Genomic DNA, 17,452 nt, shown 5'->3' on the forward strand with positions numbered 1-17,452 from the left:
GGAGAACAGAGCATGCCGTCGTACCTGTCGCCCGGCGTCTACGTCGAGGAGGTGGCCAGCGGCTCACGTCCCATCGAGGGGGTGGGCACGTCCGTGGCCGCCTTCGTCGGACTCGCGCCGACCGGTCCCCTGAACGCACCGACGCTGGTGACCAACTGGTCCCAGTACGTGGCCTCCTTCGGCGAGTTCGCCGACGGGTACTACCTGGCGCACTCGGTCTACGGGTTCTTCAACAACGGCGGCAGCGCGGCCTACATCGTCCGCGTGGGCGGCGTGCCGGGCGGTGTGGCCGCCGAGTCCGGCGGCACCGCGGACGCGGCGCCCGCGCTGCCGGCCGCCGAGCCGCTGGCGCTGGGCACGTTCACCGTCACGGCCGCCGCGTCGGCGCCGGGCGGCGGCCCGGTCACCGTCGAGGTCGCCGACGCCGAGGGCGAGGGCCCGGCCGACCGCTTCCGACTCATCGTCAAGGAAGCCGGCAAGGTCGCCGAGACCTACGACGTGTCGGCCAAGAAGAACAGCCGCAACTACGTCGTGGCGCAGGTCAAGGAGCGTTCGAAGCTGATCGTCGTGCAGGAGTCCGCTCCCGCCGCGCAGCTCGCCCGCCCTGAGAACCAGACCCTCGCGCTGCCCGTCGCCCCGCCCGTCGTGGCCGCCGACGGCCAGGCGGGCCCGGCCGAGTACCTGGGGGACTCCGCCGACCGTACCGGCTTCGGCGGCCTGGAGGCCGTCGACGAGATCTCCATGGTCGCGGTCCCCGACCTGATGGCCGCCTACCAGCGCGGCGCCATCGACGCCGAGGCGCTCAAGGCCGTGCAGCTCGGTCTGATCGCCCACTGCGAACTGATGGGTGACCGGGTCGCCCTGATCGACCCGCCGCCGGGACTCAACGCCCGCGACATCCGCGTATGGCGCCAGGAGACGGCCGGCTACGACTCCAAGTACGCCGCGCTGTACTACCCGTGGGTGAAGGTCTTCGACCCGGCCGTCGGTCAGACGCGGCTGGTGCCGCCGAGCGGCCACGTCGCCGGTGTCTGGGCCCGCAACGACTTCGAGCGTGGTGTGCACAAGGCTCCCGCGAACGAGGTGGTACGCGGTGCGGTCGACGTCGAGATGAAGATCACGCGCGGTGAGCAGGATCTCCTCAACCCCATCGGCGTCAACTGCATCCGGCCTTTCCCCGGCCGCGGCATCCGCGTCTGGGGCGCCCGCACTCTGGCCTCCGACCCGGCCTGGCGCTACCTCAACATCCGCCGGTACTTCAACTACCTGGAGGAGTCGATCCTGATCGGCACCCAGTGGGTGGTGTTCGAGCCCAACGACGAGGCGCTGTGGGCCCGTATCAGCCGCAACGTGTCGGCGTTCCTGGTCAACGAGTGGCGCAACGGTGCCCTGTTCGGCTCCCGTCCCGAGGACGCGTTCTACGTCAAGTGCGACGAGGAGACCAACACGCCGGAGTCCGTGGACCTCGGCCGGGTCGTCTGCGAGATCGGTGTGGCACCGGTCAAGCCCGCCGAGTTCGTGGTCTTCCGCCTCGCCCAGTTCTCCAGCGGCAGCGGTGAACTGGAGGAGTGAGCGACACCGCTCCTCCATCCCACGTCAACGACCACGACCCCGACCCCGACCCCGACCCCGACCCCGACTACGACCACACAGCTATAGAAGGACGCGTACAACAGCATGAGTCTTCAGCCGGGTGACGCTCTCACCTCACACAATTTCGGACTGCAGATCGACGGCGTCATGGTCGAGTACCTCCAGGAGGTCAGCGGCCTGAGCCAGGAGCAGGACGTCATCGAGTACCAGCAGGTCTCGGCCCAGGGCAAGCCCGTCACCAAGAAGATGCCGGGTGTGAAGAAGGCCGGTGACTGCACCGTCGTCAGGGGCATGACGCAGTCCAAGGCGTTCGACGAATGGATCACTCAGTCGGTGTCCGGGCAGATGGCCACGGCGCGTAAGAACGCCAGCATCATCGTGATGGATTACCAGAACAATCCGGTCAAGCGCTACAACATGCGCAATGCCTGGTGCAGCAAAATCGACGCCAGCACCGTGAAGGCGGGCGAGGCGGCGGCCCTGACCGAGACCGTGACCATCACCTTCGAAGAACTGGTCATCCAGTAATGCGACGAACGGCTCCTCACGCCCCCGCCGTGCCGGAGACACCTCTGCCCGCCGCCGGCACCGCCCCGGCGTCCGGGGAGCACGGGACGGCAGGTGACCCCGCCGGCCACCGCCCGCGGCGCGAACTGCGCACCGAGTTCGACTTCGAACTGCCTCGCGGCTACGTCGACGAGTCCGGCACCGTGCACCGCAACGGCACGATGCGGCTGGCCACGGCCCGTGACGAACTGGTGCCGCTGCGGGACGTACGGGTCCAGGAGAACTCCGCGTACCTGTCGGTGGTGCTGCTGGGCCGGGTCATCACCCGGCTCGGCACGCTGCCGCTGGTGCACGACGGTGTGGTGGAGAACATGTTCGCCTCCGACCTCGCCTTTCTCCAGGACTTCTACCGGCAGGTCAACGCGGAGGGGCACACGCGCGCCGGAGTCACCTGTCCGCACTGTGAGGAGCCGTTCGAGGTCGAACTCGGCGGGAGCCGCCTGGGGGAATCGTGACGTACGCGACCGACCGTCTGCATGAGGAGATCGCGTACATCGCCTACCACTTCCACTGGGGCCTTGACGACATTCTCGACCTCGAACACGCCGACCGCCGGCGTTACACGCAACACGTCGCCGAACTCGTGACACGCGCCTCGGCCAAGGGATGAACCGCATGTCCTTCCTGAACCGTCTCCGCCGCGGGCCGTCCGACACCGGTCCGTCAGCCGCTGCCGCCAGCACCGGAGCCCCTGCTGCCACCGGCTCCCCCGCCACGGGCTCCCCCGCCACCGAGGGGCCCGGGCCCGGCGCCGGGGCCGCTTCCGCGCCGTCCTGGCTCAGGACGCCACCCGTGCGGCGCGTGAGCGACGACTCGGCGGCACGCGGCACCGCGGTCACCGACGCCCGCTTCGGTGCCCGCCTGAGCACCTGGCAGAACCCGTCCTTCGCGGGCACCCTCTCCCACGCCGTGAGCAGCGCCGCCCCCGGCGGACTGATCAGCGGACTCGCCGCCCGTGTCACGGGGCCGGTCACGGGTCTCGAACGGCCCTCGACGGTACTGCCGGTGGTACCTGCCGAGCAGTCCGCGGACGCGGGCGCCGCCCACTTCCCGGACGTGGTCCAGCGCGCCGCCGTGCCGTCGGGGACACGGGTGACCCCCGCGGCCGCGCTTCCCAAGCATGGAAGGCGATCGCTGACGTCCGCGCGGCGGTCACCGACCGCGGCGCTGCGCGCTCTGCCCGCGTCCGTGGCGGCGCCCTCAGCCGCAGATGCGAAGACATCCGCCCGTCCGGCCTCCGTCGGCCCGGATCCAGCTCCCACCGAGCCGGGCACCCCGTCCGTCCAACGCGCCTCGTCCGGCACGCCGGGCTCCACGATCCCCGCACGCAACCGAAACCCCGTCACTCGCCCCGGCTCCGGGACGCCCTCCGACACCACTCGCCGGTCGACCCCCCGCGCGTCCACACCTGCCGATGTGCCAGGTGCTGACGGCGCGTCCGGGGCAACCTCCGCGGAGGACACGGCGGCGGCTACGACGGGTACGGCCGGTTCGTCGGGTGTGTACCGGCCGTCACGTGCGGATGGTCCGTCACGTGCGGACGGTCCGTCACGTGCGGACGGTTCGTCACGTGCAGACGGTTCGCCACGTGCAGACGGTTCGCCACGTGCAGGCCGTCCATCGCATACGACCGGTCCTTCAGGAACAGCCGGTTCGTCTCGTACGACCGGTGCGTCCGCCGTCTCCGCGTCGGACGGGCCAAGCACGTCCGGCGCACCCGCCGTGCCCGTACAGCCACGCTCTTCGGCGCTGCCTGTCACGCCCGGGCGTGCGACGAACCGACAGGGACTCGGCGCACCCGTCAGCCACGTGCCGCGAGAGCACGCGGACACGTCGTTCACCCCGCGCCGGGAACGCCATGGGCACCAGGCGCTGGGTGCGCCGCTGCCCGGGTCTCGACCGACCGCGTCGCAGCCGGGCGTACGGCAGTCGTCGGGCGATGAAGCGACCGTGCCGGCCCAGCGTGCTCGAACAGCCCGGGAAGGGGCAGGGACCACATCGACGCCTGTCGGCCCGGCCTCGTCCGCATCCTTCCCCGTGGGACCGATGGCCTTGCCGGTCCCACGCACACCGCTGCCCTCGACCACGCTGCCGACCACGAGCAGGACGCCGTCCGCGACCACACCGCCCTCCGCGACCGCACCTCTACGCCCGGCCGCGCCCCCGGTCACGAGTACGCCCGTGCCCCCGATCGCACGGGCCTCCGCGAGCACCCCCGCCTCCCCGATCGCACCACCGGTCACGAGCGCTCCCCTGCCTCCGGTGGCACGGTCCTCCGGGGGTACGCCTCCACCTTCGACCGCTCCGCCCATGACGCGTACGCCCATTCCCTCGTCCGCACGGGCCTCCGCGAGCACGCCCGTCTCCCCGATCACACCGCCGGACACGAGCGCCCCCCTGCCTCCGGTGGCACGGTCCTCCGGGGGTACGCCTCCGCCTTCGACCGCTCCGCCCACGACGCGTACGCCCTCGGCCCCGTCCGCACCGGCCTCCGCAGGCACCTCCGCACGCCCGGCCGCACGCCCAGTGACGGGTGCGGTTCCGACCGCGCCGCAGTTCAAGGGTGCGCCGCTGCTCCCCGTTTCGCGTCGAGCCATAAGGGCTGACGCCACGACGCCGTCCGCCCAGGCCGCCGCCCCCATCACCCGACCGGCCGTCAGGCCACCCACGGCACCGGGCACGCCACCCGTGGCGGGGCGTGAGGCGCGCGAGTCCATGACGGCGGCAAGGTCGGACGCGGCGCTTCCCGTCCGGGCCGACGAGGCCGGCGTAGGCACCCCGTTCACGCCGTCCGCGCCGTCCGCGCCGAGTGATGCGGTGCCACAAATCTCCCGTAAGCCCGTGTCCCCGTCCGATTCGCCGGTGCGACGTGAACGCCCCTCCGAAGGTGGCCCCTCCGCCGGACCAGCGGCGCCGAACGCCGGCGTCCAGGCATCCGCATCCCCGGCACCCGCCCGCAGTGCGACACGTGGGCTGAGTTCCACGCGTTCGCCGGCCATTGCGTTCCGCGATACCAACGCACCCGCACCCGCACCCGCACCCGCCCCCGAACGAGGACCGGAGTCGCCGACGATCGCCCGCGCAGCGGCTGTTCCGCTCCGTGCCCCCTTCTCGGCGGCGGCGACCACCGACACGTCCGGCCTGCCGTCATCCGGCTCCCCCACGGGACCGGCGTCCAGTGCGACCTCCCGGCAGCCCGAGGACCGCGGCTCCGAACCGTCGACACGTGTCCCCTCGCTCCTGGCCCTCGCGAAGCACCGCTCGCTCGGCGCGGAGACCGCCAAGGGCAGCGGCGTACCCGGGACACCGACCGGTGAACGGGCATCCTCACCCTCTCGCCCGGGGCTCTTCGGCAACCTCCTGCAACGGCGTAAGCGGCCTCGGCCCATTCAGCGCAGCCGTGGCACGACGGCTCAGCGCCGTGAGGCCACTGTCGACACGTACGCGTACACGTACAGGGAGACGAAGACGGGGAGCCCGTCCCCCGCCGAGGGACACGACCACAGGGCCGGAGTACGCACCGGACCCACGGACGGATCCGCACCCGGCACTCCGTCCGGCGGCACCACCTCCTCCCACGTCCAGCGCGCTCCCTCGTCCGGCGGCGCCGAGAGCACGACGAAGAGCCTGCCGACGCCCCGGCCGGAGGGTGTGTCCGTCCGAGTTCAGCGGTCGGCTCCCGTGGCGCGCCATGTCGGCGACACACCGTCCGGGGCGGACAGCACGAGCGGCAACGGCACAGTCAAGAGCCTGGCCGCCGTGTCCACTCCTCCGGGCGCACCGTCGGCGCCGTCTGCCGGTACCAGCCGCAAGCCCCGGCGCGCACACCTGTCGGTGCCGGGGACGATGCCGGGATCGGTGCAGCGATCGGTGCAGGGATCGGTGCCGCGATCAACAGGTACCGCCGAGACCGCCTCGGCCTCGTCAGCCCCTGTGCTCGCGTCAGCCCCTACGCTCGCGTCCACCCCTGCGCTCGCCACACCCGGCCGGGACACCCACGGACCAACCTCGCCGAACTCCGCGGCGTCGCGGGTCGCGGGTCGCGGCCGGGGGCCGGAGCGAGGGACGGGGGCCCCGCCCGCACGAGGTCTACCCGCCCGCGGCACCACCGTGGCACGGCTCGCCGCACCGGCGCGTAGCGCGGCGGGGGACGCGGGTGGGCCCGCCGTCACCACGCCCGCCCAGCGTGCCGTCGGTCTGTCCTCACCCCCCGACTCACCCCCCGACTCGCTCCACGAGTCACCGGTCATCGGCGCGAAAGGCGTCGTGAAGAAGGCCGGTGCAGCCGGCACACCGGCCCGACCTGTCGTGTCCCCTAACCCCGCACCGGCACCGGCGCCGCCCTCGCTTCCCCCCTTGAACGACCGCCCCGTACGCGTCACATCCACCCCAGTGACCACACTCACACCCACACCCACACTCACACCCACACCCCACCCAGTGGCCCGACCCTCCGCGGCACCCGCGCCCGCAGCGCCGGTCACACCCCCGCCACACCCCACCGTCCAACGAGCTTCCACCGTCCCGTCAGCCTCCACCGCACGACCAGCGCCGCCCGGCAGATCATCCGGCCCCCGACCGGCCACAGCATCGACGACAACGGCGACACCAACCGCGGTGACAACCGCTCCCACCGTCACCCGTCCCGCCGCCGACCCCGCCTTCGACGCGCGCACCCTGACCGACGGTCAGCTCGACGAGCTGACGCACCGTCTCGTCGGTCCGCTCACCCGCCTGCTCCGCGGCGAACTGCGCGGTGACCGTGAGCGGATCGGTCAGCTCCGGGACGTACGCCGCTGACCTCGGCCCGCACCGCCCACCCACCGCCCCCCGACTGCCCGACCCCCGCCCCCCCAATTCCCCGATTCCCTCAGAGAGAAGAACGACCAGCCATGCCCAGCGACCTCGACCCCGGTTCCACCATCTACTTCACCCTGACCATCGACGGCGAGAGCCTCGGCTACTTCAACGGGTGTGAGGGGCTGTCGTCCGAGGTGGAGATCGAGCACCACCGGGAAGGTGGGAACAACGGGTTCGTGTGGCAGTTGCCCTCCCGGGTCACGCACTCCAGCATCCGTCTCACCCGGCCCCTCACGCCGGACACCGCGAGGACCGCGGCGTGGATCTCCTCGGTGGCCACCGGCATCAACCGCCCGACGGCGCAGATCGCCGCGTTGCGCGCGGACGGCTCCGTCGTGGCCCGCTGGGGACTCATCGACGTGCTCCCGGTGCGCTGGCAGGGGCCGAATCTCGACCCCGAGAGCCCTGGTGTGGCGACGGAAGTCCTGGAGATCACCCACCACGGTTTCACGAACTGAGGACCGGCATGGCAGGCAAGAGCAACAAGGCCGGCGCGGGCAAGAGCCTGGTCAAAGCTGCGCTGGCGATCCACGAACCACCGGTCGGCTACAGCACCACCCCCGGCTCGCTGATCAAGACGTTCACCTTCGACTTCAACCCGGCGCAACTGGCGCTCAGCCGCCGTGCGCAGTGGAAGACCACACCGACCGCCGCCGTACGGGACGGCGCGCTCCCGGAGTTCATGGGTCCCGAGCCCCGGGAGCTGACGGTGGACATCTTCCTGGACTCTTCGGACGAGCCGGGCGGCAACAGTGTGCTGAAGAAGGTGGAGGCGCTGTTCTCGTGCTGCGAGGTGACGCAGAAGAGCATCGCGGCCAAACAGCCCTCGACGCCGTGGGTGGTGTTCCAGTGGGGTTCCTTCTCCACCGCGCGCTTCACCTCCTACGTGAGTTCCGTGCAAGCCACGTACACCCTGTTCGGCACGACGGGGACCCCGATCCGGGCCACCTGTCAGGTGCACCTGCACGAGATTCCCGGCCGGGCGAAGGGGCAGAACCCGACGTCGGGCGCACTGACCGCGCGGCGTGTGCACCGCGTGGTCGCCGGCGACTCCCTCCCGTCGCTCGCCTGGCGTGAGTACGGGGACTCGACCGCCTGGCGTGCCATCGCCGAGGCCAACGGCATCGACGACCCGACGCGGCTCGCGCCAGGCACCGAACTGGTGCTGCCCGCGGGTGAGGAGGTGAACGGCTGATGGTGCAGTCGGCGTTCTCCAGTGTCATCGATGTCCTGATCGGCGGTAGGCCGCTGCCCGCACCCATCGCTCCGCTGCTGGTGGGCGGCTGGGTCGACCTCGGTGCAGGGGTGCCCGGCGCCTTCCGGCTCACCTTCCGCGACCCGCGCCGCAAGGTCCTCGGCGAGCTGGGCGCCACCATCGGCGCCAAGGTGGTCCTGGCCCCCGTGGCCGACGGCAAGGGCGCCTCGAACCCGCTGCTGATCGGTGAGGTCACGGGCCTGGAGACGGAGTACGACGGCACGGGCACCTTCACGATCGTCCGCGGTTACGACCCCGGCCACCGCCTGCTGCGCCAGCGCCGGGTGGCCGCCTACCGCAACCAGACGGCGTCCGACATCGCGCGCAGACTGGCCGGGCTGAACGGCATCCCCGTCGGCAAGGTGAGCGCCACGAAGACCGTCTACGAGTTCATCAGCCAGGCCAACGTGAGCGACTGGGACTTCCTGTCCCGGCTCGCCGACGAGAACGAGATGGTGATGTCCCTGGACTCCGAGGGACGCTTCCGGTTCGTCGCACCGGACCCGGCGTCGGGCGCGCCCGCGCTGGGCACGCCCGGTGAGAAGAGCCCGTTCGTCCTGCAGGCGGGCACGGACGTGCTGCGCTGCCGGGCCGCTGTCACCTCGGCCGACCAGGTCGCCCGGGTCGAGGCCCGGGGCTGGGACGTACTGGCCAAGAAGCGGCTGACGGCCACCGCACCCGCACAGTCGAACCCTGCCGTCAGTATCGGCACCACACCGGGCAGGGCGGGCGGGGCGTTCAAGGCCGCGACGCTGGTGGAGACCCATGTCCCCTACGACCGGCAGGCGGAGGTGCAACACGCGGCGGACTCCCTCGCCGACGACGTCACCTCCTCCTTCGCCGAACTGGAGGTGACGGTTCGGGGCAATCCGCAGTTGCGGCCGGGTGTGCCCGTGACCCTCACGGACGTGGGCAAACCGTTCGAGGGCAAATACACCGTGACGTCCGTGCGTCATGTCTTCGGCGACGGCAAGCACTACGAGACCTGGGTGACGGTCAGCGGCCGGCAATGGCGCTCGCTGTACGGGCTGACGTCCGGTTCGGGCGGTGCCACTGCCGCGTCGCGGCTGCCGAGTGTGGCGAACGCCCTGGTGACGGATGTCCAGGACCCGTTGAAAGCCGGGCGGGTGAAGCTTCAGTTCCCCTGGCTGGACGACACCTACGTCAGCGACTGGACGCGGACCGTGCAGTTGGGCGGCAAGGCGGGCGGCGGAATCTTCCCGATGGACGTCGGGGACGAGGTGCTGGTCGGCTTCGACCGGGGCGCTCTGGACCACCCGTTCGTCATCGGCGGCCTCTACAACGGCAAGGACAAGCCGACCGTCGTCAAGGACGTACCGCTGCACGACGGTATGAAACAGCAGGCGGTGCGGCACACCCTGTCCGACCGGCAGGGCAACCGCGTCGACCTGCTGAGCCAGCAGACGGGCGCCCGCCGGCAGGGCGTGCGGCTGGCGAGCGGGGACGACCGGCTGACCATCCACCTCGACCGGACGAAGACCGAGATCACGGTCGACAGCAAAGGCACCGTGAGCATCCGGGGCAGCCGGTCGGTGTCGGTCGAGGCGGGCACCGACCTGACCCTGTCCGCCGGCCGCTCGCTGACCATCAAGAGCGGCGGAACCCTCTCCCTCACCGGCCGCGGCCCGGTCAACCTCTCCTCCACCACGGGTCCGGTGAACGTGGACGCCAAGGGCGCGCTGAGCCTGAAGTCACTGGGCACGGCGACCCTCTCGGCCACCGCGAGCGTCCAGGTCAACTCGGTCGCCAATGTCAGCATCCGCGGCGCGACCCTGCCGCTCATGGGTCTCGTCACCATCAACGGAAAGCCGGTGCCCCTGTAATGGCCCAACAGTTCGTCGGTTCCGGCTGGGCGTTCCCGCTCAGGATCGGACCCACCGGGGGCATCGCCCTGGTCAGCGGGGAACGGGAGATCGAGGAGGCCATCCGCCTGGTGCTGGCCACCGCGCCGGGGGAACGGCCGATGCGCCCCGAGTTCGGCTGCGCCATCCACGACCTGGTGTTCGCCCCCGTCAACGAGGCCACGGCCGGGCGCATCCAGTACGAGGTGCACGCGAGCCTTGACCGCTGGGAGCCGCGCATCGAGGTCGGCGAGGTGGAGGTGACCGCGGGCGCGGAGCAGGGCGTGCTCTTCATCGACGTCCGCTACACGATCCGCGGCACCAACAACCCCCGCAGCCTCGTCTTCCCGTTCTATGTCATCCCCTCCCACGACCCCCACGGCTCCAACGGCTCCTACAGCTCCCACAACTCCCACAGCTCCCACAGCTCCTACGACGTACACGACGATGCACCGGCCGGAGCAGCGGGCCAGGGCCCGCGCGTACCGGCCGCAGAAAGCGATCACTAGATGGCCCTGCCCTCCCCCAACCTGGACGACCGCCGCTTCCAGCAGTTCGTCGACGACGCCAAGCGCTACATCCAGCAGCGGGCCCCGGAGTGGACCGACCACAACGTCTCCGACCCCGGCGTCACCCTCGTCGAGACGGTGGCCCACATGGCCGACCAGATCGTCTACCGCCTCAACCGGGTGCCGGAGAAGAACTATCTGGCCTTCCTCGACCTCGTGGGCATCACCCTCTTCCCGCCGGTGGCGGCCCGTACCGACCTGACCTTCTGGCTGTCGGCGCCGCTGGAGGAGGACCTCCTCGTACCCGTCGGCACCGAGACCTCGACGCTGCGGACCGAGGCCGAGGAAGCGGTCGTCTTCACCACGGAGCGGGACCTCACCGTGGTGTCGTGCGGCCTCGACCGGCTGCTGGTGCACCGGGCCGGTGAGGCCATGACCGAGGTCACCGACGACCTCACCGAGGCCAGGGACGTCCACTGCTTCTCCGAGTCGCCGCGCCCCGACGACTGCATGCTGCTGGGTCTGAGCGCGGCGGTGCCGCACTGCGCGGTCGTACTGGACCTGGACAGCCGGGTCGACGGTGTCGGGGTCGACCCGCGCCAGCCCCCGCTGGTGTGGGAGGCGTGGACCGAGGACGGGTGGACGGCGTGCGAGGTCGACCGGGACGGTACCGGTGGTCTGAACCGGCCCGGCGAGGTGGTGCTGCACGTTCCCGGCGGACACACGGTGTCACGGGCGGCGGGGCACGAGGCGGGCTGGCTGCGCTGCCGGGTCACCGTCCCCAAGGCCGGACAGCCCTTCTACTCGCTGTCGCCCACGGTGCGCGCGGCGGAGGCGTTCACCATCGGGGGCACCACCACGGCCGTCCACGCCGAGACGGTTCGGGACGAGCCGCTCGGTGAGTCGTCCGGACTGCCCGGACAGCGCATGCGCCTCGCCCACGCCCCGGTCGTCGGCGACAGGCCGCCGCTGTACCCGCAGGTCGCCGAGGAGGAGGGGTGGCGGGACTGGGAGGTGGTCGCCGACTTCGCCGCCTCAGGACCCGCCGACCGGCATGTGACGCTGGACGCCACGACCGGCGAGGTGGCCTTCGGTCCGGCCGTACGGGAACCCGACGGCACACTGCGGCAGTACGGCGCGGTCCCGGCCAAGGGCGCCGCGGTGCGGGCACGCCTGTACCGTACGGGCGGCGGCCGGGCCGGCAACGTGGCGCGGGGCGCGGTGCGGGTCCTGCGCAGTTCCCTCCCCTACGTCGCCGAGGTCATCAACCGCGAGGCGGCCCGCGGCGGCGTCGACGGCGAGACCGTCGAGGAGGCCAAGGTCCGCGCGCCCATCACCCTGCGCGCGCAGGAACGCGCGGTGACCTTGCGCGACTACGAGGAACTGGTGCGGCGCGCGGCGCCCGACACGGCCCGGATCACCTGTCTGGCGGGCGAGGAGACCGAGCACGGCGCGCACGCCGTACGGGTCCTCGTCGTCCCGCAGGCCGTGCCCGACCCCGGCGGAAGGCTCCGCTTCGAACAGCTCGTGCCCGAGGACGCGTTGCTGCGGCGGATCACGCGCTACCTCGACGAGCGGCGCCTCATCGGTACCCGGGTGGCGGTCGGTCCGCCCTTCTACCAGGGCGTCACCGTCGTGGCGACGCTGCACGCCTTCCCCGGCATGGACACCGACCGGGTGCGTCGGCAAGCCCTGGACGCGCTCTATCGCCACCTCGACCCGCTGACCGGCGGCGGCGAGGGCACGGGATGGCCCTTCGGCCGTCCCGTGCAGGCGGGAGAGATCTTCGCTGTTCTCCAGCGCGTGCCCGGCGTCGAACTCGTCGACGAGGTGAAACTGCACCCGGCGGATCCGCTGACCGGCCGCCGCGGCGAGTCGACCGACCGTATCGATCTGGCCCCGCCCGCCCTGGTGTTCTCCTTCGACCACCGGGTCCGCGTGCTGGGGGACGACACGTGAGGGGCTCCGTCGACGGGCTCGCCTCCGCGCTGCCCATCGGGGAACTGCTGCCGGCCGTCTTCGCCGAGGACGAGCTGGCACAGCGGTTCGTCGAGGGGCTGGACGAGGTGCTGGCTCCGATCCTCGCCGTCCTGGACAACCTGGACGCCTACTTCACTCCGGCTCTGGCGCCGGTGGACCACACCCGCTGGCTGGCCGGCTGGGTCGGCGCGGAGACCGACGGCGGCGAACCGGAGGACCGGTTGCGCCGTGCGGTCGCCGCGGCGGCCCGGCTGCACCGGATCCGCGGTACGCGAGAAGGGCTGGCGGAGGCGGTGCGGCTCGGTTTCGGCGTCTCGCCGGAGATCGACGAGAGCGGTGCCGCGGAGTGGAGCTCCAAGCCGCTCGGGCCCGTACCGGGCGCCGTCCGCCCTCACCTGACCGTCACCCTCCGGCTGCCCCGGCCCACGGCCGCCGACCGGCACCGCCTCGACGCCCTGGTGGCCGCCGCCCGGCCCGCGCACATGCCGTACACCACCCAAGTCATCGCCATCCAGGCCCCTGCCACCGAAGCCCCCGGCGACCTCACCACCGACCTCACCAGCGACCTCACCAGCGAAGGGAACCCCCCCTCATGACCAGCCAGGCTCAGCCCTCCGTGGACGGGCCGCACCGGTGCGGCGAGTGCGGCAACGCGGCAGATCCGGACGAGCCGTTCTGCGACGCGTGCGGCGCCGTCCTCAGTTGGGGCCGGCCCGCGCGTCCGGCCTCCGCGAGCGCCACACACCGGCCGTCCGCCGCCCCACCCACCGGGCCCGGATCCACCACGCCCGGGTCCGGCCGGATGCCGGACGACTCGTCGGCCGACGCATCGAACCGTCCGACGTCCGCGACGCCCACCGCCGCTGCCACTGCTGCCTCTGCTGCCACTGGTGTCTCCGCCGCCTCCGCCGCCTCCGCTGCCACGTCGGCGCGGGAGGCCGGGCGAAGGACGGACGCCCGGGCCGCTGCGGAGACTCCACAGGCGTCCGATGACGCCGCCGCCGGGGAGGCGAGCCCCGCCGCCGGAGTCACGACGCCGGGCACCGCCCCGCGGGCCGAGCCGGACACCGTTCGAACCTCGCGGTCCCGGACGGACCCGGAGGAGCGGGATCACGCGAACGCCGACGCACCGATGGGGCCACCGGCATCCTCCGCCTCCGCCCCCGGGACTTCCGCGGCCTCCGCGGAAGCCCGTGCCCGCAACCTGATCGTGCCGGTGCCCGACCGGCAGCCGCAGCCGATCGCTCCGGAAGCCACCCCGGTCCTGCCGGGGCGCCCCGAGGCTCAGGTGCTGCAGGTACGCGCCCCCGGGCGCCCCGACGTGGTCCCCGACGGGATTCCCTGCCCGTGGTGTGCCACCTCCAACGAACCGGTACGCCACTTCTGCGACCGCTGCGCCATGCCCATGTCCCGTGCGGCCGACGACTCCTCGGCGGTGCCGCCGTGGTGGCGGCGTCTGCTCGACCGGCGCAACCGCCCCGCACCCTGGGCCGGGGACCGCCCGCGGCTCCGGTTCGGATTCGACCGCGTCGGCAACTGGCTGGGCGCGATCGTCGTACTGGCCCTCATCGCGTGCGCCGTGATGTACACCGGCCCCGCCATCGACGCGGTCCGCGACCATTTCGTCAAGCGGGCGCCCGTCGCCCCCGACCGGGTCAGCGCGTCCCGGTCGTACGCGGGGCACGGCGCGCCGGTGGCCTTCGACCGGATCAACAACACCTGGTGGGGTCCCGGGGTGTCGCAGTCGGGTGACGGCGACTGGCTGGAGGCCGCCTTCGACCGGCCGACCCGGCTCCTCGACCTGGTCATCACCCCAGGGGTGTCGGCCCACGGCGACCAGTTGGGCAAGTCGGCCCAGCCGCACCAGGTGGACGCCGTCATCACCACGTCGGAGGGGAAGAAGGTGACGCGCAGGCTCACCTTCGACCAGGGAGCCGGTGCGCAACGCAGGCGGTTCACGGTCGGCGAGGTGACCTCGGTGCGCCTGGTCGTCCGCTCCGCCTACAACACGTCCGACGACAGGCAACTGGCCATCGCCGAGGTCGAGTTCTTCGGAGCGTCCACCGGCAACAGCGGGTGACGCGCAGTTCCTCCCCCATGCCGCCCGGGCCGCGTCAGTGCGGCCGACAGGTCCCCGCATGGCCCCCGCATGGCAGAACGCCGCGCCTCATTGTGAGGCGCGGCGTTCCGCCATGTGGCACCGGTACTTCCGGCTCGCCCCTTCGTCTAATACATGAAGTAGGAGGAGATACGGTTGTCCCAGCCGGGAGTGGCGACCCAGCTCTCGTGCGGGCCTATCTCCAGCCATTCGCCCAGGTAGTTCTTGTCCTGGAAGACACGGACGCGGTAGTCGGAGTCGTTGACGATCGAAGAGATCCTGTCGTCCTTCGCGGCGGACAGCGCAGGCGTCCACACCGGCCGGTTCTCCAACAGGCCCGTGAAGTCGGCCCCGTCGAAGACGCACACGGGGGCAACCGTCGCGCCGGGCCGGGGGCACGTCGCCGCGTCCGTCGCGGCGGACGCGGTCGGTGCTGCGGCCAGCAACAACGCGCCGACCAGTGCGCCGACACCGACGCCGTAACCCTTGAAGCGCAATTGACGCATCACTTGTACCTCCGCGTTCGATCGAAGCCATGAACAGCCTCAACGTACGCATCACTTACAGCGATCCACGGGTGAGAACGATGAACGAACAAGCTTTGGTCAATAGGTGAGCACCAGCATGGGCCCTGAACCTTCGCTGTCGAGATACTGCCCAACTGACGGCCAGGCGAGGCAGGCAGAGGGCCCGCCACAGTTTCGCCACGCTCTCCAGCACCCTCGGCGACGCCGTGCGCGCCCACCGACTGCCCACCAACGTCACCCGTCCCACCGTCGCCCCCGCCGGCACCCGGGGAACGCGTCACCTGTACCACCACCCAGGCCGTACATTTCCTCGACCACTGCCATACCCACGACCCGGACTTCGCCGATCTCATCGAACTGCTTACCGGCACCGGCTACGCAAGGGCGAGGCACTCGCACCGCACTGATCGCACATCCATCCCGCACCCCACCCGACGCACCGCGCACCATGTCAGGTCCACCAGCACGATCCGGGCACCGCGAGGCTCTTCACGACCACATCACGACACATCACGACCACAAGCAAAAAGGCCGCCCCTGCCAAACGGCAGAAACGGCCGATCCACTGGCGGGCGCGTTGGGTGTGTTGGTCAGCCGAACCTTCCTGAAGGGCCCAGGGCGGGAACACATCCCGCTGCCTTTTGGCCGTCACCGCCACGGTGATCGGCGGAAGCGCACACGTACGGGACACGGCCGACACCATCTTCGACAGCGACGGAAGCGCTTTACCTGCCCAGTAGACCGGTCACGCGCACCGTCTCCTCGGCACGTGGCACGCGCGCAGCCTGCCGTCCTGCGCATCATCGTCAGCAGACAGACATGAGCACGGAACTGTTGCAGATCAAACAGCCGTCCCGGCGGCGCGCGGAGTGCGGCTGGCTCGGAATCTGGCGTTCCAGGACGGCCTCGTCTCGGAACCGAATGCATGATTCGCGCCCCGGCGGCCCAACCGCGTTGCCGTTGCAACCGAACGTGCGAGAGGATGCCTGTCACGTTTTGGGACGTACGGTACTCACGTGTGGCGCGGTACGCAGCGGGGCGCCAGAACTGGATCGACCGAGGGGGAGCGATGAAGTTCGACATGGGGTCGACGACTCTGTCGACGCTGACCAGGAGCACGGACGGGTCCAGTAATGATCTGGGCACGTTGATTCAGCAGTTGATTGCCGCCGCGCAGCCGTTGGAGGGGAAGTTCAACGGTGAGGGCAAGGCGATGTTCGACTCGTTCAAGCTGCACGCGGACGAGATCACGGCGGCGCTGAACGGCTCGCTGTCCTCGATCCTGGGCGGCCAGTCCGGCATGGACACCGCGTTCGGCACGGGTGATGCGGAGCAGTCCGACAACGCGCAGCAGAACATGGGTGCCGCGAACTTCGACGCGGCCCGCTTCCAGGGCTGAACCGAACCGAACGGGGAGACAGATCATGGGGACTCAGGACCGGCGCTCGTACGACACCGGCGCCTCCGCCGAGGTGCAGGGCGGGCTGCAAGGCATCATCGGCCGACTGGAGACCGTGCTCGCGGATCGGGACGGCGCGGTGAAGGCCGCGATGGCCGACTATCAGGCCGATGGTGTCTCGGAGGAGTACCACGGCAAGGAAGTCCGCTGGAACCGGGCTGCCAACGAGGTTCGCGACATTATCCGACTCCTGCGCACCACGCTGGAGAAGAACGACGCCACCGCGCAGGCCACGCTGGCGCGGGCGAAGGCGGCCGTCGACAACATCGGCTGACCAGCCGCGCGATGAAGGGCGGGGCCAGGAACTCGCAGATACGGGGAGCACGGGGATGAGGGGTTTGTCGTGACGGGGTGGGACATCGACCCGGCCGGGGTGTCCAGCGTGCTGTCGAAGTCGGGCACCGCGGCGAAGAACATGTCGAAGGCGGGCGGTGCGATGCAGAGCGACCTGGAGTCCGCTTCGTCCGCAGCGGGCACGCTGAGCAGCCAGTACGGGCCTTACACCAGCACCGCGGGGGTGGTCGGGGCGGCGCTGGCGCAGTTCGCGCAGCACTGGAACCGGGACCTGCTCTACATCGCCAAGCGGACCGGGAAGTCGCTGAACGGGGCGGCGGCCGCCACCACCGCCTACGTCCACGGCGCCATCGAGCAGGCCGCGAACGCCCAGGAGGAGGCGTCCAAGGAGCCGCCACTCGACCTGCCGGGTGCGGGCGAGCGCGGGCGGCGCACGGAGGGGCGGTAG

At 71.3% G+C, this 17,452-nt stretch carries 16 protein-coding genes; 15 read left to right on the forward strand and 1 reads right to left on the reverse strand.

The genetic code is table 11. The annotated features are described in order from the left end of the window. Window positions 1–12 precede the first annotated feature (12 nt). From ACIRF8_RS20935 to ACIRF8_RS20990, 12 genes are all read left to right on the forward strand, one after another. On the forward strand, window positions 13–1,572 hold the full coding sequence (locus ACIRF8_RS20935; RefSeq protein ID WP_404216876.1) for a phage tail sheath family protein: 1,560 nt from the start codon (window positions 13–15) through the stop codon (window positions 1,570–1,572). A gap of 105 nt (window positions 1,573–1,677) precedes the next feature. Beyond that, complete coding sequence (locus ACIRF8_RS20940; protein ID WP_404216877.1) at window positions 1,678–2,121, forward strand: phage tail protein; 444 nt, start codon at window positions 1,678–1,680, stop codon at window positions 2,119–2,121. Continuing rightward, complete coding sequence (locus tag ACIRF8_RS20945; protein ID WP_404216878.1) at window positions 2,121–2,615, forward strand: hypothetical protein; 495 nt, start codon at window positions 2,121–2,123, stop codon at window positions 2,613–2,615. Before ACIRF8_RS20940 ends, ACIRF8_RS20945 begins: the two co-directional genes overlap by 1 nt. Further along, window positions 2,612–2,770 carry a DUF6760 family protein gene (locus ACIRF8_RS20950; RefSeq protein ID WP_404216879.1) on the forward strand — a complete coding sequence of 53 codons (159 nt, stop codon included), beginning with the start codon at window positions 2,612–2,614 and terminating at the stop codon, window positions 2,768–2,770. Before ACIRF8_RS20945 ends, ACIRF8_RS20950 begins: the two co-directional genes overlap by 4 nt. 4,007 nt (window positions 2,771–6,777) lie before the next feature. Then, window positions 6,778–6,960 carry a hypothetical protein gene (locus ACIRF8_RS20955; protein WP_404216880.1) on the forward strand — a complete coding sequence of 61 codons (183 nt, stop codon included), beginning with the start codon at window positions 6,778–6,780 and terminating at the stop codon, window positions 6,958–6,960. Between the two features lie 92 nt (window positions 6,961–7,052). Beyond that, complete coding sequence (locus ACIRF8_RS20960; protein WP_404216881.1) at window positions 7,053–7,478, forward strand: phage tail protein; 426 nt, start codon at window positions 7,053–7,055, stop codon at window positions 7,476–7,478. 8 nt (window positions 7,479–7,486) lie between these two features. Beyond that, a complete protein-coding gene (locus ACIRF8_RS20965; RefSeq protein ID WP_404216882.1) occupies window positions 7,487–8,215 on the forward strand; it encodes a LysM peptidoglycan-binding domain-containing protein in 729 nt (242 codons plus the stop codon). Beyond that, window positions 8,215–10,119: a VgrG-related protein gene (locus tag ACIRF8_RS20970; RefSeq protein WP_404216883.1), complete on the forward strand. Its 1,905-nt coding sequence runs from the start codon at window positions 8,215–8,217 to the stop codon at window positions 10,117–10,119. The genes ACIRF8_RS20965 and ACIRF8_RS20970 overlap by 1 nt, the downstream gene beginning before the upstream one ends. After that, a complete protein-coding gene (locus ACIRF8_RS20975) occupies window positions 10,119–10,646 on the forward strand; it encodes a GPW/gp25 family protein (RefSeq protein WP_404216884.1) in 528 nt (175 codons plus the stop codon). Before ACIRF8_RS20970 ends, ACIRF8_RS20975 begins: the two co-directional genes overlap by 1 nt. Beyond that, entirely contained in the window at window positions 10,647–12,605 is a 1,959-nt protein-coding gene (locus tag ACIRF8_RS20980) for a putative baseplate assembly protein (RefSeq protein ID WP_404216885.1), read from the forward strand. It begins immediately after the preceding gene. Then, on the forward strand, window positions 12,602–13,222 hold the full coding sequence (locus ACIRF8_RS20985) for a phage tail protein (RefSeq protein WP_404216886.1): 621 nt from the start codon (window positions 12,602–12,604) through the stop codon (window positions 13,220–13,222). Before ACIRF8_RS20980 ends, ACIRF8_RS20985 begins: the two co-directional genes overlap by 4 nt. Further along, window positions 13,219–14,706, forward strand: a complete 1,488-nt coding sequence (locus ACIRF8_RS20990) for an NADase-type glycan-binding domain-containing protein (protein WP_404216887.1) — start codon at window positions 13,219–13,221, stop codon at window positions 14,704–14,706. The genes ACIRF8_RS20985 and ACIRF8_RS20990 overlap by 4 nt, the downstream gene beginning before the upstream one ends. 146 nt (window positions 14,707–14,852) lie before the next feature. Here ACIRF8_RS20990 and ACIRF8_RS20995 read toward each other — a convergent pair whose 3' ends face one another. Further along, window positions 14,853–15,230, reverse strand: a complete 378-nt coding sequence (locus ACIRF8_RS20995) for a peptidase inhibitor family I36 protein (protein WP_404216888.1) — start codon at window positions 15,228–15,230, stop codon at window positions 14,853–14,855. 1,090 nt (window positions 15,231–16,320) lie between these two features. On the opposite strand from ACIRF8_RS20995, the gene ACIRF8_RS21000 reads away from it, so the two are divergent. The 3 genes from ACIRF8_RS21000 (at window position 16,321) to ACIRF8_RS21010 (ending at window position 17,452) form a co-directional block, all read left to right on the forward strand. After that, window positions 16,321–16,650 carry a hypothetical protein gene (locus ACIRF8_RS21000; RefSeq protein WP_404216964.1) on the forward strand — a complete coding sequence of 110 codons (330 nt, stop codon included), beginning with the start codon at window positions 16,321–16,323 and terminating at the stop codon, window positions 16,648–16,650. Window positions 16,651–16,675: 25 nt separating this feature from the next. Beyond that, on the forward strand, window positions 16,676–16,984 hold the full coding sequence (locus ACIRF8_RS21005; protein WP_404216889.1) for a pore-forming ESAT-6 family protein: 309 nt from the start codon (window positions 16,676–16,678) through the stop codon (window positions 16,982–16,984). Between the two features lie 69 nt (window positions 16,985–17,053). Next, window positions 17,054–17,452, forward strand: coding sequence for a DUF6507 family protein (locus ACIRF8_RS21010; protein WP_404216890.1), 399 nt, complete (start codon window positions 17,054–17,056; stop codon window positions 17,450–17,452).

The organism is Streptomyces sp. NPDC102406, assembly GCF_044765725.1.
GTDB lineage: Bacteria > Actinomycetota > Actinomycetes > Streptomycetales > Streptomycetaceae > Streptomyces.